Genomic DNA, 14,536 nt, shown 5'->3' with positions numbered 1-14,536 from the left:
GGATTACAAAGATAGGTTCAGATCGGATTTTAATGCTTCGCCCAAGGCGTGGAAATCGACGGGCTTGCTGAGGAAGCGTTGTGCGCCAAGTTGCTCAGCGCGATTTCTGAATTCGGAGGATTCGTAAGCACTGACCACATAGAAAGGAAGGGTGGTGTTCGTCTTGCGAACTTCCTGAAGAAGTTCAAAACCATCCATCTCGGGCATATTAATATCTGACATTATGAGGTCAACTTTAGGAGTGTCGGCAACACGCAGGTAGTTCAGGCAGTCAAGCGCACTTAGAAATGAAACAAGTTTCACTCCGCCAAGGTCAGCGAAGAACTTTTTAAATTTCAATTTATAAAGCAGATGCGTATCTGCCTCATCATCGACGACCACAATATGAATCATGCATGAATTCTTTCGTGAACCATAGGTAACGACATCACGAATTCAGTCCACTGACCAAACTCACTTGTGTACTTTAATGTGCCACCGTGCTTTTGAGCAATGTTAAACGCAACGGTGAGACCAAGTCCAGCACCTTCTCCGGGTGCTTTGGTTGTGAGGAATGGGTCAAAGACCTTTTCTCCCAATATAGATGGGATGCCGATACCATTGTCACGAATCGAAATTTCCACATTGTCCCCACGGACCGCAGTTGAAATAGTCAGCTCTGGTTCAGTATTTTTCTCAGTTAAAACTTTCTTCTCAAGCGCGTGGATGGAGTTGTCTATGATATTTGACAAGGCTCTCATCAGGGAAGCGGAATACGCCTGAGCATAAATGGATTCAGTAAGACGATAGTTCACCTTCGGAGGAATATAGGCAGAGCCCAACGCGCGGTTGGCGATCGTTTGTTGATAGGCCTTCTTAACGATTTCGTTGATATCAGTGTTTTCCAGAATGTCACTGTCATAGCCCGACAAAATCTGCATGGAGCGAACGATTTGGTCGATGCGCTGACTGTGTTTTAAGATGACACGACTGATCTCTCGAATTTCCTCGTTATCCTCAGACTCACTTAGAAGTTCACTGAAATTCAGTACAAAGTTCAGTGGATTGCGGATCTCGTGGGCCACGCTGGCTGTAAGGCTACCCAGGGACGCCAGTTTTTCTTGCGCAACAAGAGTCGCCTGCATTCGTTTGATCTGAAGCATGGCTTTTTCAAGACTCTGATTTTTTGTCGTTAATTCGCGCGTACGATTCATCACCTTGTGTTCAAGGGCCTGATTCAATTGCTCCAACTGCTGGTTTGCTTCCAGGAGTTCGATTTTGAATTGGTTGATGGAGTCGACCAGAATGTCGAGTTCGTCTTTCACTTCGCTGGATTGACGGTCCAAATGCAATTCACCACGAGTGCGCTCGTCAGAGGTCAAATATTCAACAATGCGTTTAATGTGCACAACCACAATGTGATTGAAGATGAAGTACAAACAGAAAACCACGATCATGGTTTTTGCGGCCTGGCGGATGAAAATCCAGATAGCCTCGTGGAAGTATTTCTCACGCAGGTTTCTGATATCCAGCTCGACTTCCAGGGTGCCCAGGACTTCATTGGTGTTCTTATGCAGGATCTCAAAGCTGCGATGACTTTCCTCAGCAGGATCCGTAATGCCGGTTTCGTAGATGGTTTTATTATCGGCAACCAATTTCAGGTAACTCACACCTTGCAGACGGCTTAGTCCATCCAGCTGGATTTCCAACAGGCGAGTGTCATAAGACCACAAATGCTCGGCCATGGAGTCCAAGTAGGAGTTTTTAATGATGGAGAAGTTGTTCTGTAGCTTATCGAAATCCTTTTGGTAATCCAAAATAAGCTGCCCCGCCGTTAGGATTAACGTGGCAAAGGAGCTGACGGCCCAGGTTGCGATAAGCAACTTTAGGCTCAGTGAGTTGGTATTGGACCATTTGGATTCTTTACGTGTCACATAGCACTTATCGAACAAGTTTTTAAAAAAGGGGACGAAAATCTCTCGTACAGGTATTACAATTAGGAAAGTTTTTCTATTTTTCACGTATTTTAAGGATTCGGAAGCGGCAGGTCCGTCGGCGCCAATTATGCCTCAAAAATAGGCAAAATTTGGGGTCTAAACTGACAGGGGCCAGACTTATATTTCTGGTTCCACATATTGCTTCCCACGCATTAGTTACCATAGTTAAAATAAGGAAGGATTCGCTAAGGTTTTAACGGATTAAATTAACCTGAATGAACATCCTCTTGTTCTAATCGTACAAGAAGCTCGTTAACCCAAGGGAGGGAGAGGATATGAGCGAGGGAAAAGTCACACAACTACCGCTTTTGCCCCTAAGAGATTTGATCATATTTCCACATATGATGATGCCTCTGTTTGTAGGTCGCGAAAAGAGTATCAATGCTCTGGAAGAAGCGATGAGCAAGCAAACCGATATCGTATTGGCGGCGCAAAAGGACGCTAAAACGAACAATCCCGAGCCCAAGGATATCTTCACAATCGGTACCGTAGGTACGATCATCCAGTTGCTGCGTCTTCCGGATGGAACTGTGAAAGTTCTGGTAGAGGGCAAACGTCGCGTAAAGATTAAGAATTTCGTAAACAACGAAAACTTCTTCATGGTTGCGGTTGAGTCCTTGGACGAAGACGGCACGAACGTAGTTGAAGCCCAAGCGCTTGTTCGCTCGGTGAAAACGACTTTCGAAACATACGTGAAATTGAACAAACGCATCCCACCTGAAATCTTGATGAGAGTTTCTACTATCGAGAATCCAGGTGAGTTGGCTGACATTATCGTGGCTCAATTGAACTTGAAGCTTGAAGACAAGCAGGCAGTTCTTGAGATCATCGATGCAAGCAAACGTTTGGAACATTTGTTGAACTTGATGACGGGCGAGATCGAAATCCTAGAAGTGGAGAAAAAGATCCGCACTCGCGTGAAGAAACAAATGGAGCGTTCTCAGAAAGAGTACTACTTGAATGAGCAAATGCAGGCCATTCAAAAAGAACTTGGCGAGAAAGACGACTACCAAGCAGAGCTTCAGGATCTAGAGATCAAATGTAAGAACAAGAAAATGTCCCAGGAAGCTAAAGACAAAGTGATGAAAGAGATCAAGAAATTGAAGCTTATGTCACCGATGTCAGCGGAAGCGACAGTTGTTCGTAACTACATCGACTGGATCTTGTCACTTCCTTGGCAGGATTACTCCGAAGAGAAACATGACATCAAAAATGCTCAGCGCATTTTGGATGACGAGCACTTCGGATTGGAAAAAGTTAAAGACCGTATCCTTGAGTACCTAGCTGTTCTTTCGATTTCGAAAGATATGAAAGGCCCTATCTTGTGCCTTGCAGGTCCTCCGGGCGTAGGTAAAACGTCTTTGGCGAAATCAATCGCTGAATCTTTGAATCGTTCTTTCGCACGTATTTCTTTGGGTGGTGTGAGAGACGAAGCAGAGATCCGCGGTCACAGAAAAACATACGTGGGTGCAATGCCAGGTAAAATCATCCAAGCTTTGCGCAAGGTTGATAAAGGCAATCCACTGGTTCTTCTGGATGAAATCGACAAAATGGCGAATGACTTCAGAGGTGACCCTTCAGCAGCGATGCTTGAAGTTTTGGATCCAGAGCAAAACTCTACGTTCCAGGATCACTACCTTGAAGTTGAATACGATCTTTCAAAAGTAATGTTTATCGCAACGGCGAACAGCCTTCATACAATCCCACGTCCATTGTTGGATCGTATGGAAATCATCCAGCTTGAAGGTTATATCGAGCAGGAGAAGTTCCACATTGCGAAAAACTACCTGGTGCCAAAACAATTGGAAAACCATGGTTTGAAAGATCACAAAGTAACGGTAAAAGATGAAGCGATTCGCGACATCATCCGCTTCTACACAAGAGAAGCCGGCGTTCGTAACCTTGAAAGACAAGTTGCAAACGTTTGCCGTAAAGTAGCTAAAGATATCGTGATGAATGAAACTTTGAATGACTTCAAATCTGAAGGCACTGCTAAGAAAGCCGCTGGTAAAACAGTGGCAGCTAAGAAAGGTGCTAAAGGAGCGAAGACTTCAACGAAAGCGGAAACTGGTAAGAATGCAGGTTACGTTGTAACTTCACAAAAACTGGTAGAGCTTTTGGGCCCTCACAAATTCAAGTTCGGTCAAATCGAGGCGGAGAACGAAATCGGTCTTACGAACGGTATGGCTTGGACAGAAGTGGGCGGGGACTTGTTGGCAGTCGAAGTGAGCGTTGTGCCTGGTAAAGGCAAGTTCACAGTTACTGGTCAACTTGGCGACGTGATGAAAGAATCCTGTGCGGCAGCAATGAGCTACGTACGTTCCAGAGGTCCTTTGTTCGGTTTGGACAAAGAATACTTCGCGAACATCGACGTGCACATCCATTTGCCGGAAGGCGCTGTTCCTAAGGACGGTCCTTCAGCAGGTATCGCATTGACGACTTCCATCGTGTCAGCGATCACGAAAATCCCGGTTAAGCGCACTGTTGCGATGACTGGTGAGGTTTCCCTTCGCGGACGTGTAATGGCGATCGGTGGTTTGAAAGAGAAAACTCTGGCAGCTCACCGTGGTGGCATCAAGATGATCATCTGTCCTAAAGAGAATGAAAAAGATCTTAAGGATATCCCTAAGGAAGTGATGAAAGACTTGAAAGTCATCCTTGTGGACCATGTGGATCAAGTGTTGATCAACGCTTTGGATATCAAAAATCCAAAAGAGATCTTCAAAATCCAAAAGGAACGCGAGTTTGGTATCAAGGCTCAGTACACTGGCCAACAGAATGTTGCTCACCACTAGTGGTGAACGACATTAGAAATTAGAAGTAATTGAATGCGAAGGGCTGGTCAGATGACCGGCCCTTTGTTTTTTGGAGCTGGGTCTAACGGATGATCTTTGGTGTGTTTAGGATTTAGGTATTCACACATCGGAGAACCTTATGAAAGTCATCCTTCCCTTATTGGCTCCCTTACTATTTTTTCTTGTGGCGTATGCAGCACAACCGGAAAGTATGGCTCCTCAGAATCCCCAGGCGCAAGCGGCTTATGAGGAGATTCGTGCGACTTTTGATATGGTTCCGACTTATATGAAGGAGTTTCCTCAGGAGGCTATTTCCGGCGCCTGGCAGGAGATTCGCGACATTCAGTTGAATCCCACAACAGCACTCACTCCGAAAACCAAAGAGCTGATCGGGGTGGCGGTGGCGGCGCAGATCCCTTGCACTTATTGCGTGTATTTTCATAAGCGCGCAGCCAAATTTAATGGCGCAACTCCTCAGGAAATAAACTATGCGATCGCGGTTGCAGCAGACACCCGAAAATGGGCAACTTTTTGGGAGGGTTCTCCCATTGAAATGCCCAAGTTTAAAATGGACGTGGATAATATGATTAAGTTCCTGCGCAAGAAAAAGCCCGCGGAGATGAGCGAACTCAAGCCGTCGCCGTTGGTCGGCGATGTCAACGCTGCCCACAAGGATATGGAAAAAACGGTGGGGATCGTGCCAAACTTCATCAAATCCTATGCCGCCAAAGGCGTCGCGGGTGCGTGGAATGAACACAAGATGCTAAGCATGAATCCAAAATCTCCTCTGTCTCCGGCAACCATTGATCTTATTAGTTATGCTGTTTCCGCGCAAACTTCCTGCGAACGTTGCGTGTATATCTATTCAGAGTTTGCAAAACTTCATGGCGCTACCGAAGAGCAAATGCGTGAAACAGTCGCGATGGCCGCAATCACGCGTCACTGGAGCACTTTTCTAAATGGTCTTCAGCAACCAGAAAAGGATTTTCAGCGAGAAGTGGATCAGATTTTTCAGCGTCTGGAAGATCGGAAAACACAGTTGAATAAACAAATTTCTTCCCGCAAATAGATCCGATGCGTATGATGGGCCTCGATGAACACGAGTGCCCTGTTACTACTATCTTCTGCGTTCCTTCATGCGAGTTGGAACGCGATTGCAAAAACCACCAAGGACAAAGAGGCATTCCTGTTTGTGGCAATGACGGTCAGTAATCTGGTTATTGCCATTTCACTGTTATTTATGTCAGACAAATTCAACGCGGGCACTCCGCTGATATACGCTCTGCTTTCAGGCATTTTTGAAGGGGCTTATTTCGTGACCTTGGCGTGGTCACTTAAGCAAAGCCAATTGGGCAAAGCCTACTCGATCATGCGAGGTGGAGCGATGATCTTTGTATGGGTAATCTCCACGACCTTCATGGGTGAAACGGCGACAGTTTTGCAGACCGTGGGGGCGCTTGCGGTTTTGGGCGGCATCGTTATTCTCAGTTTTCCACCCTCAAAGATTTCAGAGAAAAATGGCAGTTGGTTTGCGAAAGTGCCGTGGGCCTGGGTGTGCGCGATTTTTATCGGCGGATATCATCTAAGTTATCATCAGGCGCTTCACCACGGAGCAGAGCCGAAAAGTCTGTTTGCGGTTGCCATGGTCATATCGTGGCCTTTTTTGTGGTTTGCGATCAAAGGATCGCGCGTGACTCGAGTAAAGCAAATTCTAAGAACTGAACCCGTCAAAGCCGTTGCCGCCGGAGTTGCCGCAAATTTGTCTTTCGTGATTTTTCTGTATGGCCTGAAGGTTTCCGTTCCTGGATTTGCAATTTCACTCAGAAACGCCTCGATATTTTTTGCGGTTTTGTTTTCGTTCCTGCTTAAGGAATCCCTGACGCGAATTCAATTGATTGGCGCGCTGATCGTCGGCACCGGGGCTGTCCTTCTAAGTTTGTGAAGAACAGCCGTATTGTGAACTAAGTTAAGAAGCTCGCGTGATGCTTGACGTGCCCTTCGATGAAGGTCGCAATAAAGTAATAGCTGTGATCATAGTCATCACGGTAATTTACTTTTACTTTCTGACCAGACCCTTCACAGGAGTTTTCAAAATTACTGGTTAAAAGCTGACCTTTGATGAAAAATTCGTCGGCGCGGCCCTGATCGATAAGTATGGTGCCATTGTGACGAGCTCCACTGCGAATCAATTCTGTGGCGTCATATTGTTTCCAGGTATCCTGATCCTCACCCAGGTAGCCGGTGAAGGCTTTAACGCCCCAAGGGGCTTTGGTGGGATTAACAATCGGTGCAAACGCCGAAATGGATTGAAACTTCTGACTTTCACGAAGGCCAATCACCAAGGCACCATGCCCGCCCATCGAGTGACCCATGATGGAGATTTTGTTTTTAGGAATTTGGAATTGGGACTGGATCAAATCAAAAAGCTCGTTCGCGATATAGGAAAACATGTTGTAGTGGGCATTGTAGCCTTCAGTTTTCGCATCGACATAGAAACTGGCACCAGAGCCAAAGTCGTAAGCCTCGTGCTCGCCCGGGAGTTGTAATCCGCGGGGTGAAGTGTCCGGGCAGATGACCATCAACTGGTGCTCTGCCAGATACTTTTGCGCACCGGCTTTGGTGATGAAATTTTCATCTGTGCAGGTCAAACCGGACAGCCAGATCACGCAACCCTTCACCAAGCCTGTGGGAATAAACGTGGAAAACTTCATTTTGGTTTTAGTCGACGTTGAGTCGTGTTCCCAAAACTGGGTTTTTCCCTCGAATGTCTTATGGGACTTCAGAAGAGTTGCTTCCATCGTTGCTCCTACATTTTGATGACTGAACGAATGCTTTTGCCTTCATGCATATAATCGAAGGCTTTATTGATATCTTCAAGCGGCATTTCGAAAGTAACCATGTCGTCAATGTTAATTTCTCCTGACATATACTGATCAACATAGCCTGGAAGTTCGGTGCGGCCCTTCACGCCACCAAAGGCGGAGCCTTTCCACACGCGACCGGTAACCAACTGGAAGGGACGTGTCGAGATCTCTTGTCCAGCTCCGGCTACGCCGATGATGATGGATTGGCCCCATCCGCGGTGTGCACACTCAAGTGCCGCACGCATCAGGCTGGTGTTGCCCACGCATTCAAACGAATAATCCACACCCCACTCTGTCATCTCTACGATCACCTGTTGGATGGGTTTGTCATGATTCTTGGGATTCACGAAATCAGTGGCGCCGAATTTTTCAGCCATTTCGCGTTTCGCATCATTAATGTCGATGGCGATAATACGGGAAGCGCCGGCCATTTTTGCACCTTGAATGACGGATAAACCGATACCACCCAAACCGAACACCGCAACTGTCGCGCCTTTTTCAACTTTGGCCGTATTTAGTACTGCGCCAATTCCTGTCGTCACTCCGCAACCCAGCAAACAGACTTTTTCCAAAGGTGCTGCAGGATTTACCTTTGCCAGGGCAATTTCCGGAACAACTGTGTATTCCGCAAATGTTGAGCAACCCATGTAGTGATGAATCATTTTTCCATCTTTGGAGAAACGGGAAGTGCCATCCGGCATCAGACCCTTTCCTTGAGTGGCGCGAATGCGCACGCACAAATTGGTTTTACCAGACAGACAGAACTTACACTCTTTGCATTCCGGTGTGTAAAGCGGAATCACATGATCGCCTTTTTTCAGAGTCGTCACGCCTTCGCCGACTTCCTCGACAATACCGCCACCTTCATGGCCCAGGATCACGGGGAATAGTCCCTCTGGATCCGCACCGGATAATGTGAATGCGTCAGTATGGCAAACGCCGGTTGCGACAACTTTAACCAGAACTTCCCCTTTTTTTGGTCCTTGCAGATCCACTTCTTCAATTGAAAGTGGGGCTCCGGCCTTCCATGCGACTGCGGCTTTGATCTTCACGATGACTCCTTAACTTTGAACTTATTGATGAGGGAAATTATATGAACATAGCACTTACTTGACTAGCCAGTGAAAGGAACAATACTGTTTCTGCATGGAAACAATAAAGTCGCTCCAGGGAATCATTGCCTTTGTCAAAGTTGCTGAATCCGGAAGCTTTTCAAAAGCAGCCGAGGTTCTGGATGTATCGAAGTCTCATATTAGCAAAAACATCCGACAGCTTGAAAGCGATCTGGGAATTGCGCTTTTCGTCCGCTCCACCCGAAAAGTTCAACTCACGCACGTGGGTGAGCGGTATTTGCAAACCTGCCGTGAGTCATTGAAGAATCTGGATCTGGCCAGACAGGAAATCCTGGATTTGTCTGATACTCCGCGGGGCAGCTTGCGCGTGACTCTGGCAGGCGTGTTTGGTGAGGACTATATCGCGCCTGTTGTGGTGGAGATGGCTAAGCGCTATCCCGAGCTTAAGGTGGAATTGAATTTCTCAACTCGCATTGTGGATTTGATTGAGGAAAAATTCGATGTGGCGATTCGTATTGGGCATTTGGAAAACTCATCGTTGCTGGCGCAAAAAATCGCTTCGCGTTTTGAATACATTGTTTGTACCAAAAGTTATCTTGCCTCCGCACCGAAACTGAACGAGCCGGCGGATTTGATTCATCACAATTGCATCGGGGAGCGCAGTTCGTGGAGTTTCAAAAAACGCGGCAAAGGTTTTCAAGTGCCGATCTCGGGAAATTTTAAAAGTAACAATCCCCGGGTTTTGCATAAAGCGGCTTTGGCGGGACTGGGAATCGCCAGACTCCCTGGTTCTTATGCTTTTGAGGATATAAAGCGCGGCCGACTTGTTTCGGTTTTGGAAAATTACAATGAAGGTAAAAAAGATATCTGGGCCGTAACTCCGGTTCGCCATAAGCAGAACATCAATGTGAAGCTTTTTATTCAGGAAGTGAAAAAGCACCTCGCGGACGACTTCAAACACGTACTTTTTTAAGTGATTACGAAATGATGCGCTGAGCAACTACATCCGTTCCAGCTCAGAACATTAATTTACTGAAATCAATTCTCAGTATGCTCACTTTTTGAGCAACATCCCGCATCTCGCATTGACGATATCCTGACAATCTGACAGAACCTGTCGTTCCTCAGAATCTGGAAATATTTGGAGTTTTAATTTCTATGAGTCAATTCGATCGCGCCTATGAGCTCGGCAAGCTGTATTGCGATCGTGGAGAGTTCGGTCCCGCAACGGACCATCTCCGCGAAGCAGCTAATGGCTATTTCGCCGAGAAAAATCATTCTGCTTATTTGAAGTGCCAAACACTTTTGTTGCGTATTTTTGCCGAACGCGAACAAATCGAAGACATTAATGCGACCAAGGAAAAACTCCAAGACCTTGTCCTTAAAGAAGGCTTCGAACTTAATTCTAAAACTTACTACTTCCTTGCGGTATGTGCGTCTTACAAAAATCAGACGGACGATGCCCTTGATTACGTACAAAAGGCCCTGGCGCTGGCACTTGCTACGGATAATAAGGAAGACATCTGCAATGCTATTTTTGGTCTTGCGATGGTTTACTCCAATCCTTCAGTCGCTCGCTATGCGGACGCCCTGAAAGAGATCTACAATCTTGAAGTTTTCTTCCAGGTTTATAATTTTCCAGAGCTTCGAATTTCTGCTTTGATCCTGAATGGTAACATTCTGGCTCAGATGAAAAAGTATGAGGAATCCATCACGGTTCTTTGGAAAGCATATGATGCTTTGAAAGAGACTCGTAATGTGGTTTCTGCGTCTTACCTGATGATTCAGTTGGGTGATGTGTACTTCGAAATGGGCGAAAAAGATCTGGCGCGTGTTTATCTGTCTTTGGCACAAAAATCCATCGACACTGAAAACCACGTTCGCCTAGCGAAAATTGCCCAATTCTATGCTTCTAAAATCGGAGCGGATTCTCAACACAGCTACGACCTTGTGTTTGATGAAGTTAACCATGCGGTTACCGAGCGCAAGCTGGGTCGCATCGATTTCAAAAATCAGTTCATTCTTTTGGATCTATTGCGCCTGTTCGTTCAGAACCAAGGCACGATTTACTCCAAGGAATTCCTGGTCGAGAACGTCTGGAAACAACCGTATGATCCGGCTGTTCATGACAATAAGATTTACGTGACGATCAAACGTCTGCGTAAACTGATCGAACCAGATTACGAAAAACCAAAATATATTTTTAGAGCCAAAAACGGCTATTACATGAATAAAGCTGCTCGCATTCATTTCGAGCACTAAAGGGGAATTTCATGTTACGTCATATTTTACTAGCAGCTCTTTTGATCTTTTCCAGTGTTGGTCATGCTTATCCTTCGAATGACGAAGGTACGATCATGCCGTCTGGAGACAACCGACCAATTCCTTGGCCATGGTCTTCGGCTCAGCCGTTCCCGTGGGATGATATCCAAGGGTTGTGGAGAATCGAACAAGACGATTACGTGTCTTATTTCGCATTTAAAGTTGTGAAAGAAAAGACCAGCGGTGGTCGCCAACTTTTGGTCAGACAAATTGACGGGGAAACTCGCAGAGTGTTGGCTGAAGGCGTGGGCTTTGAGACTGGGAAAAACATCCTGGCGCAAATGACCAGCTGTGGTGGCACTGTATATAGATTAAGACTGACATCATTTAGCTTGGAGAACTCACCTCAGCCACCGGTCTCAGGTAATCTCTACAAAAACTCTGTGATGGTTCTTTCTGTAGGCAGCTTGGAAGCTAAAACTACCAGTGAAATGGTGAACTTACAGCTGTCCAAGGTTTCATCACGTTTCCGCTTCTCGCAAGAAACGTGTGTGTCTCGCTAGGCCTTAAGAAATTTATTAAAATATTTAAAAAAGTTATTGCAAAGTCAGAAGGACGCAGATAAACATAGGTCCTTCTTACCAATAGGGAGTTAGCTCAGTTGGTAGAGCGCCACCCTTACAAGGTGGATGTCGCAGGTTCGAATCCTGTACTCCCTACCAAATTATAAACCCGCCTAAAGCGGGTTTTTTAATTTGTACTGTCTGCACTTCGGCTTCGCCGAAGTATTTTCTAAAGAGAACATCCCCTTAAAATCGACGTTCTGGTTTTGTCGTTATCTGCCGCTGGCAGATAACTCCATGTGATTTTGTGTATTGGTTTTGGGTGACTTGATATTATTGGCAGCGGAAAACAAGTTCGTAGCGGTAGCCGTTTCCTAGAGCGCCGCGGGCTACGGAACCGCCAAGGCCTGTGATGCCGCCCACGGTGGATTCTGTTTGGCCACCCAATGCGAAGACTGCTCCGCCGGCTGCTTGGGCTACTTTGGAAGCGGTTTTGGCTTTTTGATATGTGCCTTCATCCATGTTGCCTTGGTATTTTGATCCTTCAGTCACGATAAGTGGCATTTTACCGGTTTGCTTGCAGTAGTCTTCTGCCTGAGACATGGCATCTCTATATCCAGCTTCTTTGTCTTCCTGATTCAGGATCACTTTGTGATCGCCGCTGGCACTCGGTCTGACGTCGCGGTGATGTGCGCAAGCGAAGCCAAGTATAGAAAGAGAGATCAGAAGTACAAAGCGAGCTAGGTTTTTCATATTCAATTCCTTTTGAGGATTATCTTGTTGAACAACAATCGTAGGCCCACCGCCATAGAGTGGGAAGTCGAGAGATGGCTCGCGACGCTATGCGTTTATTGAGCGGTCAACTGCAAAGTAGGCCGTTTTTGATTAAAGGTGATTAACTTTAAGTGTGCGAAGTATGGTGATTTGTTCCATTTTCCACAAAACTAATGATTTCCAACGGCACCTAAGCTATCTGACTCCTCGAATGGAACTTGATTGAAAGTACCAGAACGTTTTGTAAGGAGTCTCAATGAAACTTGTACTGGCAGCGCTTTTGGCGTCCACATTCTCTTTGGCAGCATTTGCTCAATCCATCCCTGAAGAGCAACCTCTAAAACTTTCCAAGCGTGAAGAAGCAGCAAAGCGTTTGATGGTTGAAGATGCTTACGAAGCTCCAAAAGGTATTCTTTTTAACGAAGCGGCATACCTTGCAGGTGACACTGACTACAACGATTTCACTAACGTGATCGTTATCAATAAAGCAGCTCGTGGACCTGGCGCACAGAAACTTCGTCTTTACACAAACCGCCGCTTGGTTTTGTCGACGAACGTATCCACTGGCACTGAAGAGCTTGAATACATCGGCAAATTCAAAGGTATCGTAAACGGTATCTTCAAAGGTTCTCGTGAATCTCACTGGAGACACACAACACGCGGTTTCTATAACATCAAACGCGTTTACAATTATGACTATCGCTCAGGTGAGTCTAAATTCATGATGCCTTATGCGATGTTCTTTAATGACAAACGCGGTTTGGCTATTCACCAGGTTCCGCCAGATATCGTAGGCGGCGAGGCGAATGGTGTTGCGGCATTGGGTTCCCGTGCTTCTGGTGGCTGTGTTCGCGTTAAATCCGGTCCAATCAACTTGATCCACGAAGCAGTTGTAAGAGCTGATAAAGGCCATATGCCAGTGATCGATTCAAGAACTGGCCGTCAAGTTTATGAGAACGGCAAGGCACAAACTAAAGTTGGCTTTAGTTCTATCGTGATTGTTGAAGAGTACTAATCGCGTCTTGACCCAAACTTTGAAGGGCAATACAAAGGCTGAACCTGCGGGTTTGGCCTTTTGTTTTTTGGATCCCTGACGGAGCAAATATGACTTTGAATGAAATCGTAAAAGTACCTGACGAACAACGTGATCACCAATGGGAGATTGATTTCTTCATGGCGATTACTTCCGGCAGCGTGAAATTGATGTTGGATGCTCCTCAACAAGGACCGGATGGCTGGCCATATATGCTGACTGAAACTTCCATGGATGCTTCAGAGCCGGCAAATAAGATCATGCAGTGGGCGGCACTTAAAGGTGTGGGCTTGGCCGTAAATCCGCAAAAGAACTATCCGGACTATGTTTTCACTTACGGTATGCTTTGGCACTTCAAAGAAACCGGCTTGTTCTACAGAACTGCCGATGAAGCACCAGTAGGCACTTTGGAATTGCAACAAGGTCAGGCACTTCATGCTGGCGATGCTTCTCCACAATATCTTCCACAATATGTTCGCACGATCATCAAAGAATTCTTCCGTGATCAGGCAGTTTTGCGTCCCCGTATTTTGGTGATGAGTCAGGATCGTAAGAATTACGATCTGGCATTCTCCCTGGAGTCCTTGGGGAATCCGCCAGAGAAGGAACATCAGGGGATTGCAGAAGCCCTAAGCTGGTTCCTGCCTCCGCATTACTCCATCGTTCTGGTTTCAGAGATGGGACTTCCAAAGTTTCACGACCTATAAAAAAAGGGAATCCAAATGGATTCCCTTTTTGCTTTCATATGCAAATGAGCCCTGGGAACTATTCCTCTTCCAGCTCACCTGGAGTCGGCAAAAGATCCATCAGACATTCTCTCCAGTATTCTGGAGCATCTTCACTGTAATCGACAGCTACGTGGAAACCTTTTTTACCCAGCAATTTCGTTCTTTTGATAACGCCGGAAATTTCCAGGTTCATTTCATCCAGATGCATGAAGACGCGATCGCCAATCAGCACATCCAGAGTCAGATTTTTTCTTAAAGCCGTGGGAATCAAGTCTTCTCTTTTAACCAGTAAAAGCAGACCTGATGATGAGGCCTCAACAATTTCGCAATTTTTTGCGATCTTTGCGAAATCATCCAACGACGTCATGTAAGAGACGTGAATTGGTGTGACTTCCTTGCGTGGAGCAACTCTTTTATTTGCAGCTGTGTTTCCCATTTTACCTACCTTGCTCTTAAGGAACTTGCATA

General features: G+C 46.1%; 14 protein-coding genes and 1 tRNA gene. 9 read left to right on the top strand and 6 right to left on the bottom strand.

The features are described from left to right. Positions 1 to 3: 3 nt before the first annotated feature. Positions 4 to 393: a response regulator gene (locus ACLVWR_RS05640; protein ID WP_413582905.1), complete on the bottom strand. Its 390-nt coding sequence runs from the start codon at positions 391 to 393 to the stop codon at positions 4 to 6. Continuing rightward, positions 390 to 1,913 carry an ATP-binding protein gene (locus ACLVWR_RS05635; protein ID WP_413582904.1) on the bottom strand — a complete coding sequence of 508 codons (1,524 nt, stop codon included), beginning with the start codon at positions 1,911 to 1,913 and terminating at the stop codon, positions 390 to 392. Before ACLVWR_RS05635 ends, ACLVWR_RS05640 begins: the two co-directional genes overlap by 4 nt. A gap of 338 nt (positions 1,914 to 2,251) precedes the next feature. Here ACLVWR_RS05635 and lon point away from each other — a divergent pair, with 338 nt between their 5' ends. The 3 genes from lon (at position 2,252) to ACLVWR_RS05620 (ending at position 6,713) form a co-directional block, all read left to right on the top strand. Next, positions 2,252 to 4,771, top strand: a complete 2,520-nt coding sequence (lon, locus tag ACLVWR_RS05630) for an endopeptidase La (protein ID WP_340598029.1) — start codon at positions 2,252 to 2,254, stop codon at positions 4,769 to 4,771. A gap of 139 nt (positions 4,772 to 4,910) precedes the next feature. Continuing rightward, entirely contained in the window at positions 4,911 to 5,840 is a 930-nt protein-coding gene (locus ACLVWR_RS05625; protein ID WP_413582903.1) for a carboxymuconolactone decarboxylase family protein, read from the top strand. 24 nt (positions 5,841 to 5,864) lie between these two features. After that, positions 5,865 to 6,713 (top strand): EamA family transporter, encoded by an 849-nt coding sequence (locus tag ACLVWR_RS05620; protein ID WP_413582902.1) that lies wholly within the window; start codon positions 5,865 to 5,867, stop codon positions 6,711 to 6,713. A gap of 19 nt (positions 6,714 to 6,732) precedes the next feature. On the opposite strand, the gene fghA is transcribed toward ACLVWR_RS05620, so the two are convergent. Further along, entirely contained in the window at positions 6,733 to 7,569 is an 837-nt protein-coding gene (gene fghA, locus ACLVWR_RS05615) for an S-formylglutathione hydrolase (RefSeq protein WP_413582901.1), read from the bottom strand. Positions 7,570 to 7,577: 8 nt separating this feature from the next. Beyond that, positions 7,578 to 8,687 carry an S-(hydroxymethyl)glutathione dehydrogenase/class III alcohol dehydrogenase gene (locus ACLVWR_RS05610; protein ID WP_340598025.1) on the bottom strand — a complete coding sequence of 370 codons (1,110 nt, stop codon included), beginning with the start codon at positions 8,685 to 8,687 and terminating at the stop codon, positions 7,578 to 7,580. A 94-nt stretch (positions 8,688 to 8,781) separates the two neighbouring features. Between ACLVWR_RS05610 and ACLVWR_RS05605 the strand changes: the two genes are divergently transcribed. From ACLVWR_RS05605 to ACLVWR_RS05590, 4 genes are all read left to right on the top strand, one after another. Then, the gene (locus ACLVWR_RS05605; RefSeq protein WP_413582900.1) at positions 8,782 to 9,681 is read left to right on the top strand and encodes a LysR substrate-binding domain-containing protein; all 900 of its coding nucleotides are present in this window, start codon (positions 8,782 to 8,784) and stop codon (positions 9,679 to 9,681) included. 185 nt (positions 9,682 to 9,866) lie between these two features. After that, a complete protein-coding gene (locus ACLVWR_RS05600; RefSeq protein ID WP_340598023.1) occupies positions 9,867 to 10,970 on the top strand; it encodes a helix-turn-helix domain-containing protein in 1,104 nt (367 codons plus the stop codon). An 11-nt stretch (positions 10,971 to 10,981) separates the two neighbouring features. Continuing rightward, positions 10,982 to 11,533: a hypothetical protein gene (locus ACLVWR_RS05595; RefSeq protein WP_413582899.1), complete on the top strand. Its 552-nt coding sequence runs from the start codon at positions 10,982 to 10,984 to the stop codon at positions 11,531 to 11,533. Positions 11,534 to 11,616: 83 nt separating this feature from the next. Further along, positions 11,617 to 11,692 (top strand) — tRNA-Val (locus ACLVWR_RS05590). Positions 11,693 to 11,866: 174 nt separating this feature from the next. Here the strand turns inward: ACLVWR_RS05590 and ACLVWR_RS05585 are convergent. Then, positions 11,867 to 12,286 (bottom strand): hypothetical protein, encoded by a 420-nt coding sequence (locus ACLVWR_RS05585; protein ID WP_413582898.1) that lies wholly within the window; start codon positions 12,284 to 12,286, stop codon positions 11,867 to 11,869. Between the two features lie 277 nt (positions 12,287 to 12,563). On the opposite strand from ACLVWR_RS05585, the gene ACLVWR_RS05580 reads away from it, so the two are divergent. After that, positions 12,564 to 13,322: a L,D-transpeptidase family protein gene (locus ACLVWR_RS05580; RefSeq protein WP_413582897.1), complete on the top strand. Its 759-nt coding sequence runs from the start codon at positions 12,564 to 12,566 to the stop codon at positions 13,320 to 13,322. An 89-nt stretch (positions 13,323 to 13,411) separates the two neighbouring features. Next, positions 13,412 to 14,047: a hypothetical protein gene (locus ACLVWR_RS05575; RefSeq protein WP_413582896.1), complete on the top strand. Its 636-nt coding sequence runs from the start codon at positions 13,412 to 13,414 to the stop codon at positions 14,045 to 14,047. A 58-nt stretch (positions 14,048 to 14,105) separates the two neighbouring features. Here ACLVWR_RS05575 and ACLVWR_RS05570 read toward each other — a convergent pair whose 3' ends face one another. Further along, positions 14,106 to 14,504, bottom strand: coding sequence for a hypothetical protein (locus ACLVWR_RS05570; protein WP_340598014.1), 399 nt, complete (start codon positions 14,502 to 14,504; stop codon positions 14,106 to 14,108). Positions 14,505 to 14,536 lie beyond the last annotated feature (32 nt).

This window comes from Bdellovibrio sp. HCB288 (assembly GCF_047305935.1).
Taxonomy (GTDB): domain Bacteria; phylum Bdellovibrionota; class Bdellovibrionia; order Bdellovibrionales; family Bdellovibrionaceae; genus Bdellovibrio.
Note: the sequence above shows the minus strand (reverse complement) of the source record. Positions and strands in the feature narration are given on the sequence as shown.

Coding starts and splice junctions, on each gene's coding strand:
- ACLVWR_RS05640 (WP_413582905.1), bottom strand. CDS start 393: ATGATTCATATTGTGGTCGTCGATGATGAGGCAGATACGCATCTGCTT.
- lon (WP_340598029.1), top strand. CDS start 2,252: ATGAGCGAGGGAAAAGTCACACAACTACCGCTTTTGCCCCTAAGAGAT.
- ACLVWR_RS05625 (WP_413582903.1), top strand. CDS start 4,911: ATGAAAGTCATCCTTCCCTTATTGGCTCCCTTACTATTTTTTCTTGTG.
- ACLVWR_RS05620 (WP_413582902.1), top strand. CDS start 5,865: ATGAACACGAGTGCCCTGTTACTACTATCTTCTGCGTTCCTTCATGCG.
- fghA (WP_413582901.1), bottom strand. CDS start 7,569: ATGGAAGCAACTCTTCTGAAGTCCCATAAGACATTCGAGGGAAAAACC.
- ACLVWR_RS05605 (WP_413582900.1), top strand. CDS start 8,782: ATGGAAACAATAAAGTCGCTCCAGGGAATCATTGCCTTTGTCAAAGTT.
- ACLVWR_RS05600 (WP_340598023.1), top strand. CDS start 9,867: ATGAGTCAATTCGATCGCGCCTATGAGCTCGGCAAGCTGTATTGCGAT.
- ACLVWR_RS05595 (WP_413582899.1), top strand. CDS start 10,982: ATGTTACGTCATATTTTACTAGCAGCTCTTTTGATCTTTTCCAGTGTT.
- ACLVWR_RS05585 (WP_413582898.1), bottom strand. CDS start 12,286: ATGAAAAACCTAGCTCGCTTTGTACTTCTGATCTCTCTTTCTATACTT.
- ACLVWR_RS05580 (WP_413582897.1), top strand. CDS start 12,564: ATGAAACTTGTACTGGCAGCGCTTTTGGCGTCCACATTCTCTTTGGCA.
- ACLVWR_RS05575 (WP_413582896.1), top strand. CDS start 13,412: ATGACTTTGAATGAAATCGTAAAAGTACCTGACGAACAACGTGATCAC.
- ACLVWR_RS05570 (WP_340598014.1), bottom strand. CDS start 14,504: ATGGGAAACACAGCTGCAAATAAAAGAGTTGCTCCACGCAAGGAAGTC.